Raw genomic sequence first — 18,390 nt, 5'->3', positions numbered from 1 at the left:
AGCTCTGCTGGCCGAAGGCGAAATATAGGATATATTTCGTATAACGCAGTAGAAATGCCAGCCACACGCTGCCCGAAGGGTTCGTCTGGCGATGCTTTGCTCTTTGTCTCTCGTCGTTTATTTAGAATAACTAAACTGCACTCCTCGTTTCGCGATCAAAACACCGCCAAACGAACAAAATCTAAACAGCAAACGTCAACAAGCCCTTGTCCGGCACTTTTTTAAGAGCACTTCACCGATTAACGCGGCCATTTGCTGATAACTACGCGCTTTACTTGACGTTGGACGCCAAGCGACACCGATATCACGATAAGCCTGCCCGGCAGAAGCCGGCTGACTGATTAAATCGGTGCCCTCTAGAACACCACTGTTAATCGCCATCTGCGGCATAAAGGTCACCCCCAGTTTGTTATTCACCATTTGCGTAAGGGTATGTAAGCTGGTGGCAAAAAACGGATTCACCTTACGGCTGTCTTCTAATTCACAGGCTTTTACCGCATGGCCCGTTAAACAATGTTCGCGCTCTAACAAGAAGATACTTTCATCTGGCCATTGGTTAATATCTTGATTAAAACCCCGATCTTGCCAATCTTTATGCAGTACTAAATTAAACGCGTCTTGTTGCAGTACTTCAGTGTGCAATACGCCCGTTTCATAAGGTAGCGCCAGCAACACCATATCTAGGCGGCCTTCACTTAACGCATGCAACGAGTTATCTGAGGTGTCTTCGCGCAATAATAATTGCAACTCGGGAAAACGCTCACGGCACAGTGTCATGACTTCACCCAGCACAAAGGGCGCAATAGTCGGGATACAACCCAACCGAAAAGGCCCTGTCATCGGTTTGCCCTGTGATTTAGCAAAATCAGTCAGCTCTTCGCATTGCTCAATAATTTGGCGTGCCAGCCTGACAACATCTTCACCTAGGGCGGTGAAAATAAAGGTTTTATGGTCACGCTCTAATAATTGCGTTTCCATGGTCTCTTCTAAACTGGCAATGGCCGCGCTGAGTGTCGATTGCCCAACATAGCAAGCATCGGCAGCACGGCCAAAGTGCTGATGCTCATGCAAGGCGAGTAAATACTGTAATTGTTTAATACTGGGCAGACGTTTCATGCTGAACCTTTCGCTACAATCGAATTGGTAGAACTTACCTTTTTTAATCGATTTAAGCAATTAGCAACAGTGGCATGATAGAAGAAATACAAGGTGCAGGCAGACAAGACAGGCTTATCAGCGGCGACAGCCCTGCTGTCGCCGCTGCAACTAAAGCTTAACTGAAAATCGCTTTTAAGATGTAGAAGAACACAATGGCTAAACCTGCGCCGACTGGTAAGGTAATAACCCAAGAAATAAAGATATTACGCACGACCCCCAGGTTTAAGGCCGCAATACCCCGTGCTAAACCCACGCCGAGTACAGCGCCTACCAGGGTTTGCGTGGTAGAGATAGGTAAGCCAGCACCCGAAGCAATAACCACGGTAGAAGCAGCAGACAGCTCTGCCGCGAAACCACGGCTGGGTGTTAAATGCGTAATCGCCGTACCGATTGTTTTAATGACCCGGGCACCTAAGGTTGCTAAACCAATAACGATACCGATGGCACCTAAAGGCAACACCCAAACGGCTAACGTTGCTTTAGCGGCAATTTCACCGCCAGAGGTCACCACACTCACTACCGCCGCTACTGGGCCGATAGCATTCGCCACATCGTTCGAGCCGTGTGCAAAGGCCATACAACATGCGGTGGTAATCATTAAAATACCGAAAATACGCTCAACGTTATTAAATTGCATGTGTCTGTCGGCTTCAGGATCAATCTTGATACGAGAGATCGCAATTTTACCAATCACCGCCACAAGTAATCCCACCGCAATCGAGATGTAGAAACCATTTGCGGTAGAGATATCTAAGCCAACGTGTTTTAAACCTTTTTGTACGGTGACTAACGTCATCATTAAACCGGCAAAAAACATATAAAAGGGTACATAGCGCTTCGCATTCGCCAGTGGATTATCCGTATCAAAAATTAACCGCTGCGCGCTCATAAAAATAATATAAGCCAGCACGCCAGCCAGCATAGGCGTGACGACCCAACTGCCTACGATACCGCCAACTTTACTCCACTGCACCGCTTCGCTTCCCGCTGCGACCACGGCAAAACCGATAATGGCGCCAATGATCGAGTGAGTCGTTGAAACCGGCCAGCCAAAGTAAGACGCCGCTAGCAACCAGGTACCGGCAGCTAATAACGAGGCAATCATGCCAAACACCATAAATTCAGGTGTATCAACAAAGAAACTGGAGTCAATAATGCCGGAGCGAATAGTCGAGGTAACTGACCCCCCCGCAAGGTAGGCGCCAGCAAATTCAAAAATAGCAGCGATGATAATAGCTTGCTTGATTGTCAGGGCTTTGGAGCCAACCGAGGTGCCCATGGCATTTGCCACGTCGTTCGCACCGACACCGTAAGCCATAAAAAAGCCAAATACCGCGGCCAAAATAATCAGGATCAGGCCGTAAGATTCTAAAATTGCCATAAAAAATTACCTATTAGGTTAGCGGGCTAGCATAATTTCAAGACGGGAACCAACACGTAAGGCGACATCTGCTAAATCGCCCAACCATTCCAGTGTGCGATATAAAAACATCACATCGACTGGGTTAAGATCCTTCTCGGCTAGCCGCAACTTCTTACGTAATTTAATTTGCATTTCATCGGTATCGTGCTCGATAGCATCCAATTGCTCGACCATCTTAATCACTAGATTAACTTCACGGCCACGAAAGCCCGTTTCCAGCAATTCATCTAGTTCATTAATTACCTGAGATGCCATCTCGGTGGCATCGATACAACGCTGCACATAAGCAGTAAATTCAGTTTGAATTGTTTCAGGAATTTCTAATTCACGACCCAACACGCGGCCAGAAATATCTTTTGCTTTGTTAGCAATTTTATCTTGCTGCGAAACCAATTCTAAAATATCGGTGCGGTCAACGGGTAAAAACAAACCGCGCGGTAAGTTAATCCGAATTTCGCGTTTTAAGCGATCGGCATCTTTTTCAAATGCAACGATGCTTTTACGCACTTCCGCTGCCTGGGTCCAATCTTTTTGATAAACCGCCGCAAAGAATGGCAGTAATTGCTCACTGGCCTGGTGTACTTTGCGAATATGCTCTTCAATCGGCTTTATTGGCGATTTGGCAAATACGGACAAAAAAGTATTAGCGGGCATAGAGGGCCTCATTGATGTTAAGTGACTGTAGTCGGCGGACATTGTAACCGCAATGCCAAAGTAATAAAAATGAAATGTCGTTTGCAAAAAAATGCCCCGGCTAGAAAACCAGCAGAGGCACGGCATAACATTTGGCTAAGAGCTAGTCGCCACGAACTTCCTGCTCGAGCTTTTCGTGGCTGGCATGTCTAACCACTTTACCTTTAACAAAGAAAATAATGTATTCCGACAAGTTCTTACAGCGATCGCCAATGCGTTCTAACGAACGAGCCGACCACAGCACGTTCATCACTTTAGGAATAGAACGCGGATCTTCAATCATGTAAGTCATTAATTGCCGCGTAATCGCTTCGTATTCACGATCCACTTTTTTATCTTCTTTATGCACGGTTAACGCTGCTTCAACGTCCATTCGAGCAAAAGCATCTAACACATCGTGCAACATTTGCGCGACATGTCGCCCCAGATTGTCCAGGTTTACCAGCAAGTCTTGTTGATCACTGTTAAAAGACTCCAGCGCTACTTTGGCAATGCGCCGTGTTTCATCACCGATCCGCTCTAAATCGTTAATGCTTTTTAATATCGCCATTATTAAGCGCAGATCGCTGGCAGCAGGCTGACGCTTGGCAATCACTCGGGTACATTCTTTATCTATCTGTAATTCCCAGTCATTGACCTTCAGATCATTGGCAATCACCTGCTGTGCCAATTCACTATCGCTATTGGCAATGGCGGCTAAGGCATCATAAAGTTGCCGCTCAATTAGGCCGCCCATCGACATCACATGATTTCTAATTTGTTCCAATTCTTCGTTGAACTGGCTGGAAATATGCTTCGATAAATTTAATTTATCCATCCTGTTAGTCTCCGTGGTCCTATTCTGGCTTAGCCATAGCAATTCGGTTAACCGAACCGCCCAGTAATATAATCTTCTGTTTGCGGCTGGCGTGGATCGGTAAAGATCTTGTTGGTGGCATCAAACTCAACCAACTGCCCTAAATTCATAAACGCAGTAAAATCCGATACCCGCGCAGCCTGCTGCATATTGTGTGTCACGATAACGATGGTGTATTGCTGCTTTAACTCATATAGCAATTCTTCAATTTTTAGGGTTGAAATCGGATCCAACGCTGAAGCCGGTTCATCCAATAACAACACCTCAGGCTCAATGGCAATAGCGCGGGCAATCACTAGCCGCTGCTGTTGACCACCCGATAAGGTCAACGCATTGTCATATAAACGATCTTTCACTTCATGCCAAAGTGCGGCTTTTTGTAAGGCCGCGGCGATTAACTCGTCTAACTGCCTAGCACTGTTAATCCCCTGCAAGCGCAAGCCAAAAGCGACATTTTCATACACCGACAATGGAAACGGATTGGGTTTTTGAAACACAATGCCAACCCGTCGACGTAACTCGGCTAAATCGACACCCGCTTGATAAATATTCAATTCATCTAGCAACACCTGCCCTTCGGTGTTGGCATCATCGAGCAGTTCATTCATGCGATTGAAGCTTCGCAATAACGTTGATTTGCCACAACCGGATGGCCCAATCAGCGCCGTGACACGATTAGCCGGAATGTCTAAACTGATCTGATCCAGCACTGTTTTACCGGCCAAACTGACCGACAGGTTTTGTGCTGACATTTTCGTACTGACATCCGTTAATGCGGCCATTGTAATCCTCATTTATGACACTTTTATGAAACTAAGACGTATTTTTAAGCACCCTGACTGCGTGTCTTTGCCCGATAGTAACGGCGTAAGCGCATCGCTAATAAATTCAGGCTACCAATTAATAACAGCAACACCAGAGCAATAGCGTACACCCGAGGCTCAGCTGCGTCGGCATTCGAGCTTTGCAAGCCAACATCATAAATTTGCAAACCCAAGCTCATAATTTGCTGATCAAGCTGCACAAACGGCCATTCGCTCCGCAGTGGTAATACCGGTGCGTATTTCACCACCCCAACAAAAATTAACGGAGCAACCTCGCCGGCGGCACGTGACATCGCCAGCACCACCCCCGTGATCATGGCAGGAATAGCAACCGGTAAAATAAGCTTACGTAATACTTCTGCTTTGGTCGCACCTAAGGCATAACCGCCTAAGCGCAAACTTTGAGGTATGCGTGCCAGCCCCTCTTCTGTGGCGACAATCACCACGGGTAAGGTTAATAATGCTAGGGTCAGGGATACCCATAGCAAGCCGGGGGTGCCAAAGGTCGCTTGTGGAAGTTGTTCCGCGTAAAACAACTGATCAATACTGCCACCCAACACATAAACAAAAAAGCCTAAGGCAAACACGCCAAATACCACAGAGGGCACCCCGGCAAGGTTATGCACACTGAGTCGCACCAAACGCACTAAGCGGCCATCTTTGGCATATTCATGTAAATAAATACCCGCCATAATACCAATGGGCGCAACTAACAAAGCCATTAATAATACCGATAATACCGTACCCATAATGGCCGGTAAGATCCCGCCCGCGCTGTTTGCTTGCCGAGGTTCAGTACTCAAAAACTGCCACCACTGCGCAGCAAACAGTTGCAACTTGCCCCATAACGACAACTGATTGGGTGAGATCACCCGTTCAATATCGCTGCGCAGAAAGGTTCTGCTGCTGTTATCGCTTAAGCGTAATTGCAGTTCAGTCGCGTTCTCTTGCATCACGACACCATAAAACTCGCCTTGGCTAAAATGCCGCAGCAAACTTAGCTGCGCCGGCGTTTGCCAATCGCGGCTCAAATGCTGCCAATACCAACGAAACGCCGTTTGACCCGCCGTTTGGCCTTGTTTGATTAACACACGCTGTGCCTGGCTGTGACTCGGTAGGCCCGCAGCAGCAAGTTGCTCAGCATTAACTTGCTGGCGAGACACCACCTCACCAAACACTTGCTGCATTTGGCCTGAGATGGGGTATTGAAACTGCACGACTTCAGCTGGCCAAAATAACCGTAAACCACGGCTTAAAATTAACAAGCACAATAAGAAAAACGTGAGTAGCGTTAAAGCGGTGGCTAATGCCGAAAAGAAATAGAGTCGCCGCCCGGGCTGCCGATTCGCGCTCATTATTCCAACCTCTGTAAATTACGGCGTAAACGTTGGCGCACTAAGTCAGCTAAGGTATTCGCAGCAAAGGTGAAAACAAACAACAGAATAGCCACTAAAAACAACACGCGATAATGGCTGCTGTCGACCGCGGCTTCGGGGAGTTCGATGGTCAGCGTGGCCGTTAAACTGCGCAGCCCCTCGAACAGATTAAAATTGGTGATGGGGTTATTGCCGGTCGCCATCAAAATAATCATCGTTTCACCAATAGCACGGCTTAGCCCCAACATCACGGCCGCTAAAAACCCGGGCATCGCCACCGGTAACATAATTCGCCGTACAATTTGCCATTGATCGGCCCCCAGCGCATAGGCACCGGCCGTCAGTTGTTGCGGAATTTGTGCTAAAGCATCGTAGCTTACTGTATAAATGACCGGTAGCACGGCAAAGCCCATCGCCAGACCAATCACTAAAGCATTACGCTGCTGATAATCAACGCCTTGTTGATCTAACCAAAAGCGTAGGCTGTCATCAAACAGTAAGCTTTCAAACCAAGAGCCTAAACCCAACGCCACCCAGGCACCGACAAGCAATATCGCACTCATCAGTATTAACATGGCACCACTGCTATTTAAACGCTGCCAACGGCGGGGTAAATAATGCCAATAATAGGCCAGCGCCCAAACAGCCGCCGGCACTAACAGTAAATACAGTAATAAAGAGAGCAAATGTTGCTCTAAAGCAGGGGCCAGCCAAATAGCCGCTAAAAAGCCAATAATGACGGTAGGAAATAACGCCATCAGTTCAATCATGCTACTTAAGCGGCTGCGAACCGGCTCTTGCAAAAAGCACACACTGAAAATGGCGGCCAAGACGGCTAAGGGTACCGCCACCAATAACGCATAAAAAGCCGCTTTTAGAGTACCGACGGTTAAGGGCACTAAAGAGTATTTACCTTGATAAAGCTCATAACCCCCACCGCTTTGCCAAACATATTCGGGTTGTTGCCAACTTTCGTACCAGACTTTTTGCCACAGCGTACGCCATGAAATTTCGGGATGCCGATTGTTAATGGCTAAAAAGCCTTCGGCCTGCTGCGCGTTGAGCAGCCACAAACCGTCATTATTAGGGGTAAAACGTAATTCGGTCACGCCTTTCTGCGCCAAGGAGAGCGTTGCATACTGTGCCTGCCAAATAGGCGAACTTAACGCACTATAAAACACACTGAGGCCACCTTTAGCATCTAATACTGCAAAGCCACGGCGGCCTCGTTCGGCAGCAATAGCGACAATGGCTGCAGCTTGCTGGCTAAATGGTTTAACCCAACTCAAGCGAAGTTGCCCCGCCGCATCGGCAATCAAATACCATTGTTTTAATTGGCCACTGCTATCGCCGGTAATTAAGCTTTGTTGGCCTGCTAACCAAGTGGCGGCGGTTAACTGCACTGTGCGATCTGTAAGAGATAAACGCTGCTGACAACCTTGTGACAATGCCGCACGCAGCAACACACAGGCTTCGCCATCGCGTTTAGCGAGTATAATGACGCGCTTTAACCCATCAATTAACTGAAAGTCAGCAGTAAAACCCGCTTTTGCAGCAGCCATAGCCAAATCGTCATCGGCTATACTGGGTAGCATTAATGCCGGTGGCGGCGTGCTAGCAGCATGCGGCTGTAACTGAGCAGATACCGGTTTAAACAATGGCAGCACTTCTAGCAACAAATAAACAAAAATGGCCAATAACGTGGCGATCACACTCACCCCGGCCAAGGTGATTAACGCATGCCAGCCACGGTCTAACCAACGCCGATGGCGACTACGTCGCTGACGTTGCTGCGTATTCGGTAAATGACTGCCTGTAGGCTTTTCTGCGTTAGGCGTCATAAGCCTAAATCCTCAAACACTTGCTGTCTTAAGGGTAGCGGGATCGGCACTAAGCCATCACTTTCTAATAGCTGCTGCCCCGCTGCGGATAAAATAAAGCGGAAAAATTCGCGCTCGGCTGCAGCTAACGGCTGATTAGGGGCTTTATTAACATAAATATAGAGTAACCGAGCCAACGGGTAAGCCCCAGATAAGGCATTCTCCGGACTGGGCATAATGGCCGCTTGTTCTGAGCCTTGACTGATCGCCAACATTTTCACGCCAGCAATTTGCTGCCCCACCCCAGAGTAACCTAGGCCATTTTCACTTAAACTTACCGACCTAACTACAGCAGCAGCGCCCGCTAACTGCGCGACTTTTTGCTGAAAATCGTCGTTACAAAGCGCCTTTTGCCGAAAAAAAGCATAAGTCCCTGACGCCGGATTACGACCATAGGCAGCAATAGATCGTTGCTGCCATCGCCCCGCTAAACCCAAATCGCCCCAACGCGTAATCGCCGGATGCAGCGCACAACGCCGATTTTGCGAAAAAATCGCTTCAAGCTGCGCCATACTGATTTGTTGTAACGGGTTATCTTGATGCACATAAATCGCCAGCATATCCAGTGCAACTGGCACAGCATAGGCTTCATAGCCAAAACGGCGGCGAAAACGCTCTTGTTCAGCTGTTAACATGACGCGGCTCATCGGCCCAAGATTGGCGGTGCCTTCAACCAAAGCAACAGGGGCGGTAGCCGAACCACTACTTTGTATTTGAATATTTAATTGCGGATGTTTCAGCACAAACTCGCGCCGCCAAACCATCATCATATTATGCAAGGTGTCAGAGCCAGTGCTGGATAAGGTGCCAGTTAAGCTTGCGGTTTGGCTAACACTATTCGGTCGAGTTTCAGTGCTGCACACAAAGGGTGTGGTCACTAATAACAGCACACTACAGAGGTGGCTTAAGCGCATGCGCAAGGTATCCATTGCTATCGAACCTAGTCCAGATGAGTTGCAATCTTAACGCGCCTAAGCAGCAACCCCAAATAAAAATTTAGTATTTACTTTAAAACCATCTGCTTGCAGCTACACTCTATAGCAAGTATTCAACAGATTTTGCCATGGGGGTGTTGACCTTACCGTGGCAAATCTTGTTTACTGCGCTGCTTAAATACATATTACAGCATTAATCGGGCGTTAAGCAGCGGCTATAAATACTTACCCAAACCGGACCTAATGAGGAATAACAGAATGAAGCAGTTAGTACTTACCGTGATCGGTAAAGATAAAGCCGGTTTAGTTGAGCAACTCGCAAAAGTCATCAACGATAATCAAGGTAACTGGATGGCCAGTAACCTAAGCCATTTAGCCGGTTACTTTGCCGGTATAGTGCAAATTGAAGTGGCAGAGCCAGATCTCGCGCAATTAACCGCAAGTTTGCAGCAACTGACGGATCTGGATATTCGTGTGCAGCACGGCGAACACACTGAACTCGATAAAAATCAGCAAATTCGTTTTGTGATCACCGGTAACGACAGGCCAGGTATTGTGCGGGAATTATCGGCTATTTTAAGCCATAAAGGCGCCAATATTATTGCCTTTGAAAGCAATAAACAAAGCGCACCGAATTGGGGCGTACCGCTATTTCATGCTGAAGCGACCGTGCAACTGCCTGCTGGCTTGCATCGGGATGATGTCACCGAAGCACTGGAAGGGATTGCTACCGACATCGTCGTCGATTTGGAATAATCGGTTATTTTCACGATGCCGTGCGGATGTCATCGTGCTGTCATTAAACTGACATAGTGTGCTTTGCAGGAAGTAAGCAGGAGCAAAACCCAATGGAACAAACCATCCTCCCAGCGAAAACGGAAGATTATCCGCTTTATGCACGAGAGTTAAGCTGGCTGGCATTTAACGGCCGGGTGTTGCAAGAAGCCGCCGACACCCGAAACCCACCGATTGAGCGATTACGCTTTTTAGGTATTTACTCTAATAACCTTGACGAATTTTTTCGGGTGCGTGTGGCCGATGTGAAACGGCGCATCCTCTTAAAAAAATACCAAACGTGGGAGCACGAAGACGCAGAGCAATTGCTGAGCGAAATTCAAAATCGGGTGTTAGATCTGGGTAAACAATTCAACAAAATCTACTTAGATATTCAGCTAGAACTGCGCAAACACAATATCGAGTTAATCGATGACAGCAAGCTCACCGAATTACAGTCTGGCTGGGTGCGTAGCTATTTTAATAGCGAAGTGAAAAAACACATTTCACCGATTATTCTATCCAGCGCTGATGCCTCGTTAAGTAAGATTTTAGAAGATAACACCACCTACTTATTGGTTGAAATGACCGGTCAGAACAAGCCTGAATACGCCATCGTGCAAGTGCCTACCGCTGAAGTATCACGCTTTACTGAATTACCCTTACATCTCAATACTCGCAAAAAGAACGGCCATTATCGCCGGCAAATTTTGTTATTAGACGATATCATCAATCATTGTATTGCCGATTTATTTCAAGGCTTTTTTGAGTTTGAGCACATCTGCGCTTTTTCACTGAAACTGACCCGCGATGCCGAATACAATATCAGTGACACCCTTGATCAAAGCCTGATTGATAAAATGTCCAAGGGGATCCGGCAACGCTTAAAGTCTGAGCCCACACGTTTGGTATATGACGCAGCCATGCCAGAGCAAATGCTTAAAGTGCTGACCAAACAATTAGGCACAAGCTCCGCGGATGCGTTGATTGCCGGTAGCCGTTACCGCAATTTTAAAGATTTTATTGGTTTTCCCAATTTAGGCCATCAAAGCATGGAGTTTCCGCCGCTACCGCCGCTACCCAGCGTCGATTTTGAGCAGCACCCCACCACCTTTGATGCCATTAAAAATGGCGATATTTTGCTGTACTACCCCTACCACAGCTTTGGTTATTTTACCGAGTGGGTACGACAGGCCTCGTTCGACCCCAAGGTAAGCCATATTAAAATCACTATGTACCGAGTTGCCAAGCATTCTCGGGTGATCCACTCGCTGTTAGATGCGGTGCGTAACGGCAAAAAAGTCACAGTGGTGGTGGAATTAAAAGCCCGCTTTGATGAAGAAAATAATATCAACTGGGCGCGGCGCATGACCGAGTCGGGTATTGAAGTGATTTTTGGGCAAACCACGCTGAAGATCCACTCCAAGATCTGTTTAATTACCCGCCAAGAAAAAGGCAAAGCCGTGCGCTATGGTCATATCGGCACCGGTAATTTTAATGAGAAAACGGCCCGTATCTATACCGATATGAGCTTATTTACCTGTCATCCGGAAATTACAGCGGAAATTGAACAGGTCTTCGAGTTTATTCAATATTCGTATCGCCCGTTCCAATTTAAACATCTTATTGTGTCACCCACGTGGAGTCGTCCCAAGCTGATGTTGCTGATCCAACGCGAGATTGATTTCGCCATCAGTGGTCGCAAATCCGAGATCTTTCTTAAAGCCAATAACTTGGTCGATGAAGAAATTGTGCAATTACTGTATCGCGCCAGCCAAGCCGGTGTGAAAATTCGCATGATTATTCGGGGTATGTGTTCATTAGTCCCGGGCGTACCCGGTATGAGCCAGAATATCAAGATCATCAGTATTTTAGATCGGTTTTTAGAGCATGCCCGCGTGTATGTGTTTCATAATGGCGGGGATACCGATGTCTATATTTCTTCAGCCGACTGGATGACCCGCAATATTGATCAACGCGTTGAAGTGGGCGTGCCACTGTTTGATGCTAAAATTAAACAAACCGTTATCGCCACATTAGATATGCAATGGCGTGATAACGTCAAAGCCCGCACTATTGACGCAAAACAAACCAACACCTATGTTAAACGCGGTAACAAGCGTAATATTCGTTCGCAACAGAATATCTATGACATGTTTGCGGCACAGGCCCAACAGCTAATCCAACAGGTTGATTCCGAGCATTGACAACAACAACTGAACAAGAACAAGGCCAAGCGCCCTATATAGCCGCCGTCGATTTAGGCTCTAACAGTTTTCATATGGTTATTGCCCGTATTGTAAAAGGTGACATCCAATTACTGCATCGCGAAAAGCAAAAGGTGCAATTGGCTGAAGGCTTAAGTGATGATTTGGTGCTAAGTGAAGATGCAATTGAGCGCGGTTTAAATGTGCTGCGCCAATTTGCGGATACGCTGCAACCTTTTGCCCCGCAATCGGTGCGCGTGATTGCAACTTACACACTACGCCGCGCGAAAAACTCTGCCACATTTTTACGTCGTGCCAAAACCTTGTTCCCGTTCCCGATTGAAGTCATTTCAGGGCAAGAAGAAGCGCGTTTTATCTACCAAGGGGTGGCACATTTTGAACACTTTAGTGGCCGTCGCTTAGTGATTGATATTGGTGGTGGCAGTACCGAGTTTGCCTTAGGTGAGGCCGAGCATCCGCTGCGTTTAAGTAGCCGCAATATGGGCTGCGTCAGCTACGGTAAAACTTTATTCCCGCAAGGTAAAATTAGCAGCCGCCGTTTTAATCGCGCCATTGTGCAAGCCGAGCAAGAACTCGAACCTATCGTTAACAGTTTTCGCACCGTGGGTTGGCAACAAGCGGTGGGTACTTCGGGTTCGGTCAAAACCATTCGCGATATCGTGGTTGGCTTTGGCTGGAGTACAAATGCGCTAGAGTTATCGCACTTACTGCAACTGCGTGATTACCTGTTAAAGTTTGAAAACTGCCAAGACTTGGATTTACCCGGTTTAACCGATGATCGCAAACTGCTGTTATGCTCTGCGCTGAGTATTTTGATTGCGGCTTTTCAGATGTTACATATTGAACAACTGGTTTACGTTGATGCAGCCCTACGCGAAGGGGTGCTCTATGAAATGAGCGATCGGATGCAGCATTTAGATATACGTGAACAAACCATGCAAAGCCTAGTGCAGCGCTACGACATCGATCAGGCGCAAGCACAGCGTGTTCGCAGCACCGCTTTAGCCTTAGTAGCACAGGTAAAAGACAGTTGGCAACTGAATGAAGAAGATGCGCTGTTACTCAGCTTTGCCGCAACCGTAGCAGAGATTGGTTTGCACATTAACTCGTCAGGGGTACAAAAACACTCTGCCTACATTTTGCAAAACGCCAACTTGCCCGGTTTTAACCAAGAACAGCAGAATTTATTAGCCTGTTTAGTGCGCTTTCATCGTCGAAAAATCCGCGCTGACGAACTGCCTTACTTTAGCTTATTTGAATTATCAAAAGTGATTAACTTATTAATTATCTTGCGCTTAGCCGTATTACTTAATCAAAAGCGCCGAGATGATTTTCTACCGACTTTAGTGGTTGAGGCTGGGGCGCAAAGCATAAAATTAGATTTACCCTTGTCTTGGTTGCAGCCACAAAACGTGTTGGCCGCTGATTTACTACAAGAACAAAAAATCTTAAAGAAAATCGCCTTTAAATTAGATATCCCAAGTTTAACAGAGTTATCGAACCAATTGCTGGTAGAGAGCAGCAGCTAATGTGTCGTTGCCCATGGTTAGATATCAGTAAGCCTGATTATGTGGCCTACCATGATACTGAATGGGGCGTGCCGCTGTTTGATGATACAAAACTGTTTGAATTTTTAACGCTAGAAGCAGCGCAAGCGGGTTTGAGTTGGTACACCATACTTAAAAAACGTGATAATTATCGCCAAGCCTTTGCTGATTTTGATGCGGCAAAGGTGGCGGCGTTTGATGAGACACAGGTTCAAGCCTTGCTACAAAATGCCGGTATTATTCGCAACCAATTAAAAATTCGCGCCACGATTAACAATGCCGCTCGGTTTTTAGAAGTGCAACGCGAGTTCGGCAGCTTTAGTGCTTACCAGTGGGCCTTTGTTGGCCATCAACCCATCGTTAATGAACCACGGCAATTAGCTGACTATGCAGCACGTAGCCCCGAATCAGACGCCTTTAGTGCTGATTTAAAACGCCGCGGCTTTAAGTTTATTGGTTCGACTATCATCTATGCGCATATGCAAGCCTGTGGCATGGTCAATGACCATAGTGCGACCTGTTTTCGGCGCCAGCAAATTATTGACCGCTACCCGCAGCTTTCATTTACTTCTGATTCGTAAATATCAAATAGATCATTACAAACACACTTCTCGCAGCGGTAAGGTTGCCGCACCAATAGAGACGGGATTGTGGTCAATACCTGACACCACTATCTGTGGTAAAGGGCGTTTAGCGCCTCGACGAAATTGAGCATAGACATCAATTCTCGAAATGACTTTTTGCGCTAAGCTTTTAGGAATATGGCCGCCAATAATAATGGCTTCAGCATCCAACAGTGCCGAACAGCAGGTTGCGACTAAATCAAACGAATCTTGTACTTTGAATAGCCATTCTTCAACACCTGGCCAATCAACATCAAAATCTTCATTCAATTTATAAATTGAGGGAATATTGACCCCATGCTTCTTCAGGATCCGTTTTAACAGCTCTAGATTGGGGTGAGCATATAATTTGGGCGGCAACATATCGCCCAGTTCACCAGCATTACCATAAGTGCCTCTAAGCACTTCTGAATTATTGACGATGCCACCACCAAAAGCGGAAGAGACAAATAAATAAACAAAGTTTTTGTATTGCCTACCGATACCCGCAACACCTTCACCTGCTGCCGCCCCCGTAGCATCATTCACTAACCACGTTGGCAACTGAAAATGCTTTGAAACAATCTGCACAATATCAATTTGAGCCCATTCCTCTAGGGTATGGTGGGTGTTCATTTTTCCATCCATCGAACTAAAGAAACCCGATATCCCCACGCCCATACCCAATACGCGATCGGGATCAATCGCAAAACGCGTGCTGATTTGCTTAATAAGTTGCTCGGCCGTTTTAAGCACTGAGGGGATGCTCATATCAGACATTTCAACTAACTCGCTGTGAATCACATTCCCGGCGAAATCCATCACAGCGACACTGATCGCATCAAATAATATTGAAAGGCCAAGAGTATAAGCAAAAGCCGGGTTGACTTTAATCCCGGCTCCTGGCTTGCCTTTTGGATTAGGTAATAGCTCAGCGGTTTGTAATAACACACCGCTTTGCATTAATGCTTTCAGTAACCTAGAAACGGTTTGTTGAGGGATTTTTGTCATCGTCACCAATTGGCTTTGTGTGACACACTTTTCCCAAAACACGGCCCTGATAATTTCTCGCTCAATATCCTGAAACAGCTTTTGGCCTTTACCAAGGGTAAAACCTGGACGTAATAACTGACTGTTAAATATCGACATCATCGTTTATGGCTCTGGTAACTTTCTGCTGCAGATTACGTTAATAGAACAGAAAGAACAACACCTTCTGCGGCTGACTATTCGATCATAATTACCCGAAAATCGTTCACATTAGTATTAGTTGGCCCCGTAATAATCAGGTCTCCTATTGTATGAAAAAAATGATAACTGTTATGCGCGTTCAACTCAGTTTGCAGGTCAAGCTTCGCTGCAGCGGCTCGTTGTAATGTTTGCGCATCGATAAAGGCCCCCGCGACATCTTGACTGCCATCAACCCCATCAGTATCACAGGCTAACGCACTGATCCCAGGTGCGGCGTTTAAGGCTTGCGCCAAAGCCAATAAATATTCTTGGTTGGGCCCCCCATGTCCCGCTTCTCCCGATACGGTTACCGTTAGCTCACCACCCGAAAATAACAACACACGCTCTGCACGCTGTTGATAGCCCAACGCCAATTTTGCATGTTGCTTGGCAACACTGCTTGCTTCACCTTGTAAATCATAGCCTAGCACTTCACATCGCCAACCAGCTTGTTGAGCCTTTGCTATGGCAGCATCAATCGCTGTTTGGGCATTCGCCACTATGCTGTAATGTGCAGCAGATGCTGAATTGTCGTTGTCTGAAACGTCTGGCTGCTTTAAAAATGCGGCAACTTCAGGTAACACAGGCCAATGGTATTTTTCTAAAATTGCTAAAGCATCCGCTTTTGACTTACCATCACTAATCGTAGGACCAGAAGCAATATCGGCAGGATTGTCGCCTACGACATCAGAAATGATCAATGATAGGTGCGGTGCAACGGCCGCCTTAGCTAGCTTACCGCCTTTAATTTGAGAAAGTTGTTTTCGAACGGTATTAATTTCAGCCACGTTGGCACCACTGCGTAACAAAAATCGATTGAGTTGCTGTTTTTGCGCAAATGATACCGCTTCAACCGGCAAAGACATCAATGACGAACCACCGCCCGAAATTAAAAATAAGATCGGGATATGTGGCGGATTGTCTTTGACCAACTGCAACAACGTTTTTGCCGCAAGCAAACTATTCTCATCTGGGGTTGGATGGCTGGCGGTTAATACGCGGATCCGCCCTGTATCACCCACCTGCTCATAACCATAACGAGTGACAACAGCGCCAAAGCAAGCATCACCAAAATATTGGTGTACTACTGCCGCCATCTCAGCCGCGGCTTTACCCGCCCCTATCACACAAACACCATGTTTCGCTTCTACCTGATGTAAATATCGAGGCAAACATGCCGCTGGTTTACACGCTGACACCGCTTCCGAAAACAATTGCTGTAGAAATGGCTTGGTATTTTCCATGATGAAGCCCTTTAAAATAAGTAAGGAATAGTTAAGCAAATGCCAACCATAATGGCGAACATGCCTAACAGAACAATGAGATCACGGCGAGTTAGAATCGACTGTTCAACAAGGCCTGTTGTGGGTTCAAGAGATCGCTGCTCGCTATTAACGTTAAAAAGTTGACTAGTGAACATGGCCACCACCACCGCCACGCTAAAACCAATAAAGTTCCACCAAAACCAAAACACATTAGGTAGCAATAACAACACCAATAAATTACACAATACACCGGCAACCAAACCGAGATTGACATGCAAAGCACGACTTTTCTTGTGTAATACTGCTAATAAAAACACAGCTAAGATCGGCCCATAAAATAAAGAGCCCACTTTATTAATTGCTTCAATCACTGTTGGAGCAATATTACCGGCATACAATGAAAACAGCAGTGTGACGCCCCCCCAAGCCAATCCTAAATACTTAGCCAATGACAAGTAACGTTCTTGATCGAGTTCTTTGTTCGCGATTCGGCAATAGTCTTCTAAACTGACTGCGGCCAAAGAGTTAATAGCGGAGCTCAGTGATGACATCGCCGCGGCTAAAATTGCGACCACTAGCAAACCAATTAAGCCATGAGGTAAATAATTAAGAATGAAAACAGGCATCATCCAATCTGGATTATCTGCCGGAATTTGCGCGAGGAAACTGGCGTCACTGAGCGCTAACGTGCCCACAATTAAGCCCGAGAAACAATACAGTAAAGTAATAGGGAAACGGATCACACCATTTGCCAGCACCATATAACGCAAATGTTCTGGATTCTTTGCCGCTAATGCTCGCTGTGCCTGAGTTTGATCACAACCATAATAAGAGGCATACAACACTACACCGCCAAAAATCATCGGTAAAAAACCAAAGCCATCGCCACTTAAACCGTAAGAATCAAATTTAATTGCTTGTAAACGACTTGGATCGACTTGCTCAACAAAGGCATGAATACCACCTAGATAGTACAAACCAAAACCGATGCAAGCTATGGTACCTGCGACAATGATGACCATCTGGATTGCGTCACCGTAGACCACGGCTTTCATCCCACCTTGCAGTGAATATAACACCGTAATCACCCCCGTCAGCACCACAGCTTGCCAAGCGGCTATGCCCATAGTGCCTTGCAAAATAATCGACACGGCATAAATCATAATGCCGGTTGCAAATGCACGGCTAAACTGAAATACAATGCTAATTAGCACGCGGGTAGAACGGCCGAAGCGTAGCTCCAGGAAATCATAAATACTGACTACACCGCTGCGATATAAAGCGGGTAACACAGTGGCGAGAATCACGATCATGGCCAGTGGCACACCCAGTTCATAAGACAACCACTGTAATCCACCGCCTTCCCGTAATCCCACAAAAGCGGGGGCAGAAACAAAACTGATTGCCGACAACTGCGTCGCCATCACAGATAGCGATAGCGGCTTCCAACCTAACGTTTTCCCGCCTAAAAAATACTCACTTTTACTGTTTTGTGAGCGCAACATAAAGCCTAAAACCAACAAGGCTGATAAGTACAACACGATAATTGAAAAGTCTAATATATTCATAATATTACTTATGCCGCCAGCACAGTAAGGC

15 protein-coding genes are annotated in these 18,390 nt (G+C 46.5%); 4 read left to right on the top strand and 11 right to left on the bottom strand.

Features of this window, described 5'->3' with window-relative positions; all coding sequences use genetic code 11:
* Positions 1–195 precede the first annotated feature (195 nt).
* The 8 genes from LMJ53_RS06055 to LMJ53_RS06020 all read right to left on the bottom strand — a co-directional run bounded on the left by LMJ53_RS06055 (position 196) and on the right by LMJ53_RS06020 (position 9,139).
* On the bottom strand, positions 196–1,116 hold the full coding sequence (locus tag LMJ53_RS06055) for a hydrogen peroxide-inducible genes activator (protein WP_229585270.1): 921 nt from the start codon (positions 1,114–1,116) through the stop codon (positions 196–198).
* Positions 1,117–1,273: 157 nt separating this feature from the next.
* Complete coding sequence (locus LMJ53_RS06050) at positions 1,274–2,539, bottom strand: inorganic phosphate transporter (RefSeq protein WP_229585269.1); 1,266 nt, start codon at positions 2,537–2,539, stop codon at positions 1,274–1,276.
* A gap of 18 nt (positions 2,540–2,557) precedes the next feature.
* Complete coding sequence (locus LMJ53_RS06045; RefSeq protein WP_226749468.1) at positions 2,558–3,235, bottom strand: TIGR00153 family protein; 678 nt, start codon at positions 3,233–3,235, stop codon at positions 2,558–2,560.
* A 142-nt stretch (positions 3,236–3,377) separates the two neighbouring features.
* The gene (gene phoU, locus LMJ53_RS06040; protein ID WP_226749467.1) at positions 3,378–4,091 is read right to left on the bottom strand and encodes a phosphate signaling complex protein PhoU; all 714 of its coding nucleotides are present in this window, start codon (positions 4,089–4,091) and stop codon (positions 3,378–3,380) included.
* A gap of 47 nt (positions 4,092–4,138) precedes the next feature.
* Positions 4,139–4,882 (bottom strand): phosphate ABC transporter ATP-binding protein PstB, encoded by a 744-nt coding sequence (gene pstB, locus LMJ53_RS06035; protein ID WP_229585541.1) that lies wholly within the window; start codon positions 4,880–4,882, stop codon positions 4,139–4,141.
* Between the two features lie 74 nt (positions 4,883–4,956).
* Positions 4,957–6,309 (bottom strand): phosphate ABC transporter permease PstA, encoded by a 1,353-nt coding sequence (pstA, locus tag LMJ53_RS06030; protein ID WP_229585268.1) that lies wholly within the window; start codon positions 6,307–6,309, stop codon positions 4,957–4,959.
* Positions 6,309–8,171: an ABC transporter permease subunit gene (locus tag LMJ53_RS06025; RefSeq protein ID WP_229585267.1), complete on the bottom strand. Its 1,863-nt coding sequence runs from the start codon at positions 8,169–8,171 to the stop codon at positions 6,309–6,311. Before LMJ53_RS06025 ends, pstA begins: the two co-directional genes overlap by 1 nt.
* Complete coding sequence (locus tag LMJ53_RS06020) at positions 8,168–9,139, bottom strand: PstS family phosphate ABC transporter substrate-binding protein (RefSeq protein WP_229585266.1); 972 nt, start codon at positions 9,137–9,139, stop codon at positions 8,168–8,170. Before LMJ53_RS06020 ends, LMJ53_RS06025 begins: the two co-directional genes overlap by 4 nt.
* A 264-nt stretch (positions 9,140–9,403) precedes the next feature.
* Between LMJ53_RS06020 and LMJ53_RS06015 the strand changes: the two genes are divergently transcribed.
* The 4 genes from LMJ53_RS06015 to LMJ53_RS06000 all read left to right on the top strand — a co-directional run bounded on the left by LMJ53_RS06015 (position 9,404) and on the right by LMJ53_RS06000 (position 14,275).
* Positions 9,404–9,901 carry a glycine cleavage system protein R gene (locus LMJ53_RS06015; RefSeq protein WP_229585265.1) on the top strand — a complete coding sequence of 166 codons (498 nt, stop codon included), beginning with the start codon at positions 9,404–9,406 and terminating at the stop codon, positions 9,899–9,901.
* 92 nt (positions 9,902–9,993) lie between these two features.
* Positions 9,994–12,126 (top strand): polyphosphate kinase 1, encoded by a 2,133-nt coding sequence (ppk1, locus tag LMJ53_RS06010; protein ID WP_229585264.1) that lies wholly within the window; start codon positions 9,994–9,996, stop codon positions 12,124–12,126.
* Entirely contained in the window at positions 12,123–13,676 is a 1,554-nt protein-coding gene (locus LMJ53_RS06005; protein WP_229585263.1) for an exopolyphosphatase, read from the top strand. The genes ppk1 and LMJ53_RS06005 overlap by 4 nt, the downstream gene beginning before the upstream one ends.
* Entirely contained in the window at positions 13,676–14,275 is a 600-nt protein-coding gene (locus tag LMJ53_RS06000; RefSeq protein WP_229585262.1) for a DNA-3-methyladenine glycosylase I, read from the top strand. Before LMJ53_RS06005 ends, LMJ53_RS06000 begins: the two co-directional genes overlap by 1 nt.
* Positions 14,276–14,290: 15 nt before the next feature.
* Here the strand turns inward: LMJ53_RS06000 and LMJ53_RS05995 are convergent, their stop codons facing one another.
* The 3 genes from LMJ53_RS05995 to LMJ53_RS05985 form a co-directional block, all read right to left on the bottom strand.
* Positions 14,291–15,448 carry an ROK family transcriptional regulator gene (locus tag LMJ53_RS05995; RefSeq protein WP_229585261.1) on the bottom strand — a complete coding sequence of 386 codons (1,158 nt, stop codon included), beginning with the start codon at positions 15,446–15,448 and terminating at the stop codon, positions 14,291–14,293.
* 74 nt (positions 15,449–15,522) lie between these two features.
* Positions 15,523–16,770: a glycerate kinase type-2 family protein gene (locus LMJ53_RS05990; protein WP_229585260.1), complete on the bottom strand. Its 1,248-nt coding sequence runs from the start codon at positions 16,768–16,770 to the stop codon at positions 15,523–15,525.
* Between the two features lie 11 nt (positions 16,771–16,781).
* Positions 16,782–18,359, bottom strand: coding sequence for a sodium:solute symporter (locus tag LMJ53_RS05985; RefSeq protein ID WP_229585259.1), 1,578 nt, complete (start codon positions 18,357–18,359; stop codon positions 16,782–16,784).
* Positions 18,360–18,390: the final 31 nt, after the last annotated feature.

Source organism: Rheinheimera sp. UJ51 (genome assembly GCF_020819615.1).
GTDB classification, from domain to species: Bacteria; Pseudomonadota; Gammaproteobacteria; order Enterobacterales; family Alteromonadaceae; genus Alishewanella; species Alishewanella maricola.
This window is presented reverse-complemented; position numbering and strand designations above follow the sequence as displayed.

What these genes read in the sequence shown, in the direction of transcription:
- LMJ53_RS06055 (WP_229585270.1), bottom strand. Translation starts at nt 1,116, where the DNA reads ATGAAACGTCTGCCCAGTATTAAACAATTACAGTATTTACTCGCCTTG.
- LMJ53_RS06050 (WP_229585269.1), bottom strand. Translation starts at nt 2,539, where the DNA reads ATGGCAATTTTAGAATCTTACGGCCTGATCCTGATTATTTTGGCCGCG.
- LMJ53_RS06045 (WP_226749468.1), bottom strand. Translation starts at nt 3,235, where the DNA reads ATGCCCGCTAATACTTTTTTGTCCGTATTTGCCAAATCGCCAATAAAG.
- phoU (WP_226749467.1), bottom strand. Translation starts at nt 4,091, where the DNA reads ATGGATAAATTAAATTTATCGAAGCATATTTCCAGCCAGTTCAACGAA.
- pstB (WP_229585541.1), bottom strand. Translation starts at nt 4,882, where the DNA reads ATGTCAGCACAAAACCTGTCGGTCAGTTTGGCCGGTAAAACAGTGCTG.
- pstA (WP_229585268.1), bottom strand. Translation starts at nt 6,309, where the DNA reads ATGAGCGCGAATCGGCAGCCCGGGCGGCGACTCTATTTCTTTTCGGCA.
- LMJ53_RS06025 (WP_229585267.1), bottom strand. Translation starts at nt 8,171, where the DNA reads ATGACGCCTAACGCAGAAAAGCCTACAGGCAGTCATTTACCGAATACG.
- LMJ53_RS06020 (WP_229585266.1), bottom strand. Translation starts at nt 9,139, where the DNA reads ATGGATACCTTGCGCATGCGCTTAAGCCACCTCTGTAGTGTGCTGTTA.
- LMJ53_RS06015 (WP_229585265.1), top strand. Translation starts at nt 9,404, where the DNA reads ATGAAGCAGTTAGTACTTACCGTGATCGGTAAAGATAAAGCCGGTTTA.
- ppk1 (WP_229585264.1), top strand. Translation starts at nt 9,994, where the DNA reads ATGGAACAAACCATCCTCCCAGCGAAAACGGAAGATTATCCGCTTTAT.
- LMJ53_RS06000 (WP_229585262.1), top strand. Translation starts at nt 13,676, where the DNA reads ATGTGTCGTTGCCCATGGTTAGATATCAGTAAGCCTGATTATGTGGCC.
- LMJ53_RS05995 (WP_229585261.1), bottom strand. Translation starts at nt 15,448, where the DNA reads ATGATGTCGATATTTAACAGTCAGTTATTACGTCCAGGTTTTACCCTT.
- LMJ53_RS05990 (WP_229585260.1), bottom strand. Translation starts at nt 16,770, where the DNA reads ATGGAAAATACCAAGCCATTTCTACAGCAATTGTTTTCGGAAGCGGTG.
- LMJ53_RS05985 (WP_229585259.1), bottom strand. Translation starts at nt 18,359, where the DNA reads ATGAATATATTAGACTTTTCAATTATCGTGTTGTACTTATCAGCCTTG.